This window comes from Achromobacter sp. UBA5777, from assembly GCF_002418565.1.
GTDB classification, from domain to species: domain Bacteria; phylum Pseudomonadota; class Gammaproteobacteria; order Burkholderiales; family Burkholderiaceae_B; genus Achromobacter; species Achromobacter animicus.
Window position 1 is genome coordinate 1,038 of sequence record NZ_DIEJ01000225.1, and the last position, 301, is coordinate 1,338.

1 protein-coding gene is annotated in these 301 nt (G+C 65.8%); it reads left to right on the top strand.

Annotated features, from left to right (window positions below; translation table 11 throughout):
* Positions 1-301 (top strand): LysR substrate-binding domain-containing protein (locus B3446_RS18540; RefSeq protein ID WP_291383883.1); only part of this gene is annotated, 301 nt, incomplete at both ends.

The following is a 301-nucleotide window of genomic DNA, read 5'->3' on the forward strand; positions in this document are numbered from 1 at the left end:
TGTTGCCGGCGAGACCTTCGTCGCGCTGGCCGACGGCAATGCACTGCAGGCCTACATCGAAGACCAGGCACGCGGCATCGGGCGACGCCTGGACGTGCGCATCCGCATGAAGACCTTCGAAGGCGTGTGCATCATGGTCGGCCACGGCATTGGTGTCGGTATCGTGCCGCGTACCATTGCGCGCCAGCATCGACGCAGTACGCATACCATTGCGGTGCCGCTTGCAGATGCGTGGGCACAACGCCGCCTGTGCGCCTGTTTCGCCGAGTGGCCGCAGCTGTCACCGGCGATGCGCAGCCTG